This window comes from Streptomyces sp. NPDC048295, assembly GCF_040652135.1.
Taxonomy (GTDB): Bacteria; Actinomycetota; Actinomycetes; order Streptomycetales; family Streptomycetaceae; genus Streptomyces.
Genome location: NZ_JBEZLL010000066.1, coordinates 1 through 5,925 on the forward strand (window position 1 = coordinate 1; position 5,925 = coordinate 5,925).

Here is a 5,925-nt window from a genome sequence, read left to right on the forward strand (position 1 = left end):
GGGTGTGGTGGTGCGGAACGCTCATGCGGACTTCGCCTTCCGAGAAGTGCGATAAGTGAGGGAGCGTTCCTGCGGGGGACTGCCATGAGGCGGATGGCTGAAAAGGGTCCGGCTGTCGGATGTCCATGGCGCGATGGGCAGGCGCCGGAACCAGGCCGGAAGGGGTAAATCGCCGGTGACCATGGAGTGTCACCGCGGTTGGCAGGGAACCTACGGCGGGTTACGCCGTTTGGTCAAGGCCTGAATTCGTCGGAATGCGATGTGTCGGCGTCGGGATCGGCGCCGTCCGCGTCGTCGACCCAGCCGAGCGAGACGCTGATCCGGCGGGCCGCGTCCCGGACCTGGCCGCCCAGTTCCTGGTAGCGCCAGGCCGGCAGGCCGAGCTTGAGGCCCGTGATGGAGACGGCCCCGGCACACACCGAGCGGTCGTCGAAGACCGGCGCGCCGATGCAGATGATGCCCTCGGCGTCCTCCTCGTCGTCCAGGGCGTATCCGACCCGGGCGATGTCGCGCAGATGCGACAGGAAGGTGGCCGGATCGGTGATCGTGCGGGAGGTGCGCCGGGGCAGCCCGAACCGCTCGACGACCGCGGCCGCCTCTCCCGGCGGCACGGCGGAGAGCAGCGCCTTGCCCAGCCCCGTGCAGTGCGGCAGCTCGCGCTGGCCCATGCGCAGGTCGAGCCGGACGCGCTGGTCGAGCTCGACCTGGTCCACGACGACCGCGTGGCCGTCCTCGGGGACGGCGAGGCGGGACGCCATTCCGGTGGTCCGGGTCAGCTCGCGCAGGACCGGGTGGGCGACCCCGCGCAGGGACACCTGGGAGCGGGCCCGGTCGCCGAGCCGGGCCAGGCTCATGCCGAGCCGGTAGCGGCGGTTCATGCCCTCGCCGTCGTCCGAGACGAGGCCGTAGGCGCGGAGGGTCTGGAGCATGCCGAAGGCGGCGCTCTTGGAGATGGAGCAGGCCTGGCCGACCTCCGTGACGCTCAGGCCGTTCCCCTGCGCGGGGGCGGCGAGCGCCTCGAGGATGTCCGCTGCCCTGGCCACGCTCTTGACCCAGTACTTCGGTTCTTCTGGGGCAGCACTGTTCGTCATAGCAGAACAGCGTAGTGCCTCGGAGGGGGCTCGAACGCGCTTTCTCTGTGAAGAAGGCGCGGAATCGAGCGTTCCTGGGTGCGAAAGGGTCTTGACCGGCCCTGAAGCCGCACGTAATATCCAGGCACTGTTCTGCTCTACAGAACAGCGTTCAGAAAAAGCGAAACGCACCACCTGAAGCACCACGGATCATCCTCATTCCTGCGGCGACTGCCGGGCGGATGGCGCCAGGGACTCATGGGCCGGGCAGGGCCTGCGAAGACCGACGACTCTCGACGCAAGGAGCAAGTGATATGAGTTCAGGCCCGGTAGGCAATGAATCCGGAGCCCGACTCGCCGAGCGCGCCCGCCAGGTCGTACCCGGCGGCGTGAACAGCGGTCAGCGCAGCGTTCCCGGACTGACCGACCTGGTCGTCACGGGTACGGACGGCGCACGGTTCCGTACCGCCGACGGACGCGAGTACACCGACTTCCACTCGGCGTTCGGCCCGCCCCTGCTCGGTCACAACGACCCCGACGTGGCCCGCGCCACCGCGGAGGCCGGAGCCACCCTCGGCCACATGGGCGTCGGTGTCACCGAGGGCGAGGTCCTCCTCGCCGAACAGCTCGCCGAGCTGATCCCCTCCATCGAGAAGGTGCTGCTCACCAGCACCGGCAGCGAGGCCACGTTCCACGCGCTGCGCGTCTCCCGCGCCGCCACCGGCCGCCGCCTGGTCGTCAAGTTCCAGGGCTGCTACCACGGCTGGCACGACGCGGTCAGCCTCAACGTCATCTCCGCGCCCGAGAAGGTCGGCGGTCACGACCCGATCTCCACCGGCATCCTGCCCGAGGTCCTCGAAGCCACCCTCGTCCTGCCGTTCAACGACAGCGAGGCCGTCCGCCGCGCCTTCGCCGAGCACGGCTCCGACATCGCCGCCGTGATCGTCGAGCCCGTCCCCCACAACGTCGGGGCGCTCCTGCCGTACCAGGAGTTCCTCACCACGCTGCGTGAGGAGACCACGAAGGCCGGCAGCGTCCTGATCTTCGACGAGGTCATCACCGGCTTCCGCCATGACATCGGCGGCTGGCAGAAGATCTCCGGCGTCACCCCCGACCTCACCACCCTCGGCAAGGCCATCGCCAACGGCGCCCCCGTCGGCGCGATCGGCGGCCGTGCCGACCTGATGGACCTCTTCTCCACCCGCCCCGGCGCCCCCGCCTTCTTCGCCGGCACGTACAACGGCCACCCGTCCGTCGTCGCCGCGGCCCTCGCCACCCTGCGCAAGCTCCGTGAGGAGCCGGTCCACGAGCACGTCTTCCGGCTCGGCGAGCGCGTCCGCACCGAACTGACCGGACTGTACGAGCGCCTCGGCGTCCCCGCCGTCGTCACCGGCTACGGCTCCGTCTTCGTCAGCTACTTCATGCCGGGCGAGGCCCCCCGCACCTACGCGGACCTGCTGAACAACGACGCCTCGCTCTTCGTCGGCTACCGCCGCAAGCTCCTCGACCACGGCCTGTTCGAGCTGCCGCTCAACCTCAAGCGCAGCCACATCAGCTACGCCCACACCGACGCCGATGTGGACCGTCTCGTCGAGGGCACCGAGGCCGCGGTCAAGGCCGTGCTCGCCGACGGCGGCGCCCGGGACCTGGAAAACACCTCCACGATGGGCGGAGCGACCCGCTGATGCTGACCGTCAACCGCACCCGCCCGGCAGGCCCCGCAGGCCGGATCACCCGCGTCGAGACCCTGATGCTCGGCACCTCCTGGCGCGACTTCGGCTACGTCCGGGTCCACACCGACGAGGGCCTGTCCGGCATCGGTGAGATCACCCACCCCTACCGGGTCCGCGAGGTCTGCGAGCTCACCGAGGCGATCGCCCGGCGCCACCTCATCGGCGCCGACCCCTTCGACATCGAGGAGCTCTGGCTCCGTGTCTACCAGGGCGACTTCCTGCGCGGCGGCGACATGGGCGGCGTCGCCCTGTCCGGCCTCGACCAGGCGATGTACGACCTGATGGGCAAGGCGCTCGGCGTCCCCGCGTACCGGCTGACCGGTGGCGCCTGCCGGGACGAGGTACGGGTGTACGCCAACGGCTGGTACACCGGCGAACGCGAGCCCGAGATCTTCGCCGCCAAGGCGAAGGAGACCGTGGCGAAGGGCTTCACCGCCCTCAAGTTCGACCCCTTCGGCCCCGGACTGCACGAGCTGGAACGCGCCGAACTGCGCCGCTCCGTCGACCTCGTGGCCGCCGTCCGCGAGGCCATCGGACCCGATGTCGACCTCTTCATCGAGGGCCACGCCCGGTTCGCCATGCCGACCGCGGCCCGGCTGGTGCGCGAGCTGGAGCCCTTCGACATCGGCTGGTTCGAGGAGCCGATGCCGTGGACCCACATCGAGCGTTACGCGGAGCTGCGGCAGCGCGCCGCGTTCCCGATCTCCGGCGGTGAGCACTTCCACAACCGCTACGAGTACAAGCAGCTCTTCGCCACCAACGCGGTCGACATCATCCAGCCGGACCTCTCCATGGCCGGCGGATTCACCGAGGTCCGCAAGCTCGCCGCGATCGCCGACACCCACGGCATGCTGGTGGCCCCGCACAACTCCAACTCGCCGCTCTGCACCACCGTCTCGGTGCACGCGACGCTCGGAATCCCCAACTTCAAGATCCTGGAAACCTTCGACGGGCTCCTTGAGGACTACGTCTTCGACGCACTCAAGGGCACCCTTCCGATCACCGACGGCCACATCGGCCTGCCGACCGCACCCGGTCTCGGTGTCGAGCTCGTCGACGAGGTCTTCGAGGAGCACCCGCCCAGCCACCGCTTCTGGAACATGTTCGCGGACGGCTGGGAGAAGCGGAACCGGACATGATCGTCGACGTCCACTCGCATCTCTTCCGGCACAGCCACGACTTCACCGACCCGTTCAGGTCCGACTCCGCCCGCGCCCACGCGGGCGAGGTCGACCTCACGGTGAAGTGGGAGGAGTACGCGGCCACCGCCCCCGAGGGCACCCGCACGATCGTCGTCGGCGGCAAGGCGCGCCGCAGCGGCCTGTGGGTGGACGACGCGGCCGTCGCCTCGTACGCCGGAGCGCACCCCGACCGGCTCATCGGCTACCTCTCGCTCGACCCCACCCAGCCCGGCTGGCAGGACGAACTCCGCTACGGCCACCAGGAACTGGGCCTGCGCGGCATCAAGCTGATGCCGATGTACGCGGGCTTCGACCCGGCCGCCGAGGAGTACGACGAGCTGTACACGTACGCCGAACGGCACGGCCTCCCGCTCCTGGTGCACACCGGCACCACCTTCGTGTCGAGCGCACCGCTGGAGTGGGCGATGCCCCGCCACCTGGACGCGGTCGCCATCCGCCACCCGGAACTGCGGATGGTCCTCGCCCACCTCGGCCACCCCTTCGAGGGCGAGTGCATCGCGGTCATCCGCAAGCACCCGCACGTGTACGCGGACATCAGCGCCCTGCACTACCGGCCTTTCCAGCTCTGGCACAGCCTCCGGCTGGTCCAGGACTACGGGGTCTTCCACAAGCTGATGTTCGGCAGCGACTACCCGTTCACGACGGTCGACGACTCGGTGCGGGGGCTGCGGGAGATCGCCCGTATCCCCGGTATCCCGGGGCTGCCGCCGCTCGACGTGGACGCGGTGGAGGAGATCATCCACCGGCCTTCGCTGGATCTGCTGGGCCTGAACGGCTGACCTGGCCGTTCCCCATTGAACCTGCCGGTACGGCGCCGGGGTCATCCCCCTGTCGCCCGGTACCGACCGGCAGCCGGGCCGCCGCGCCATCACCCAAGTGTCCCAGCGCGGCGGCCCGGACCTCTCCGGCGATCAGGACCGGACCCGACCACCCCCTCCGCACCTCTCCGCCTCTTCACCTCTCCGCCTGGAGGAACCCCGCCATGACCGCAGCCGTCCCGCCCCGGGGAACCGACCGCTTCGATCTGACCGGCCGTACCGCGGTCGTGACCGGGGCCGCCCGGGGTCTCGGCCGCTCCTTCGCCGTCGGCCTCGCGGAGGCGGGCGCCGATCTGGTCCTCGTCGACCTGCCCGGTGCCGAGGGCGTCGCCGAGACCGCGGCGGCGATCGAGGCACTCGGCCGCACCTGCCGGACCTACGGGCAGGATCTGGCGGACATCGACGCGCTGCCCGGCTTCGTCGACTCCGTACGCGCCGAGGCGGGACCGCTGCACATCCTGGTCAACAACGCGGGCACCGCGGCGCTGGAACGCTTCAACGAGATCACCCCCGCGAGCTGGTCCCACATCATGCGGGTCAACGTCGACGCAGTCTTCTTCCTCAGCCAGCGCATCGCCGAACACATGACGGCGGACTCGGTCGCGGGCCGCATCATCACCATCACGTCGAAGAACGCCCTGGTGGCGGAGGCCGGCCTGGCGCACTACAACGCCTCCAAGGCCGCCGCCCAACTGCTCACCGAGACCCTGGCGGTGGAACTCGCCCCGCACGGCATCACCGCCAACACCCTGGCCCCCGGCATGGTCGAGACCCCCATCGACGGCGAATTCCCCTTCGACCGGGAGGCCTTCGAATCCGCGTACCGCGAGCGCATCCCGCTCGGCAGGTACGCGCAGCCCGACGAATGCGTGGGCGCACTGCTGCTGCTCGCCTCGGACGCCGGCGCGTATCTCACCGGGGCGCGCATCGTCGTCGACGGGGGAGTGCTGGCCGACCAGATGCCGCGGATGCGCTTCATGCCGCCGTACCGCAACACGATCTGACCGCGACCGACCGGCAGTCGGTTCCCACCGAGCACGCATCGACAACGCGAGGAGCGCCTCCGTCATGTCCGTCAATGCTTCGTCCCCCGCTCCGTCCT

The 5,925-nt window shown here is 70.0% G+C and carries 5 protein-coding genes; 4 read left to right on the forward strand and 1 reads right to left on the reverse strand.

What is annotated here, in order from left to right:
- Positions 1-233 precede the first annotated feature (233 nt).
- Complete coding sequence (locus tag AB0D53_RS41465) at positions 234-1,091, reverse strand: IclR family transcriptional regulator (protein ID WP_362454695.1); 858 nt, start codon at positions 1,089-1,091, stop codon at positions 234-236.
- Between the two features lie 293 nt (positions 1,092-1,384).
- On the opposite strand from AB0D53_RS41465, the gene AB0D53_RS41470 reads away from it, so the two are divergent.
- The 4 genes from AB0D53_RS41470 (at position 1,385) to AB0D53_RS41485 (ending at position 5,827) form a co-directional block, all read left to right on the forward strand.
- Entirely contained in the window at positions 1,385-2,755 is a 1,371-nt protein-coding gene (locus AB0D53_RS41470; RefSeq protein WP_266422060.1) for an aspartate aminotransferase family protein, read from the forward strand.
- Entirely contained in the window at positions 2,755-3,942 is a 1,188-nt protein-coding gene (locus AB0D53_RS41475; protein WP_362454698.1) for a mandelate racemase/muconate lactonizing enzyme family protein, read from the forward strand. Before AB0D53_RS41470 ends, AB0D53_RS41475 begins: the two co-directional genes overlap by 1 nt.
- Positions 3,939-4,784 (forward strand): amidohydrolase family protein, encoded by an 846-nt coding sequence (locus tag AB0D53_RS41480; protein WP_072489473.1) that lies wholly within the window; start codon positions 3,939-3,941, stop codon positions 4,782-4,784. The genes AB0D53_RS41475 and AB0D53_RS41480 overlap by 4 nt, the downstream gene beginning before the upstream one ends.
- Before the next feature lie 203 nt (positions 4,785-4,987).
- The gene (locus tag AB0D53_RS41485; protein ID WP_362454700.1) at positions 4,988-5,827 is read left to right on the forward strand and encodes an SDR family oxidoreductase; all 840 of its coding nucleotides are present in this window, start codon (positions 4,988-4,990) and stop codon (positions 5,825-5,827) included.
- Positions 5,828-5,925: the final 98 nt, after the last annotated feature.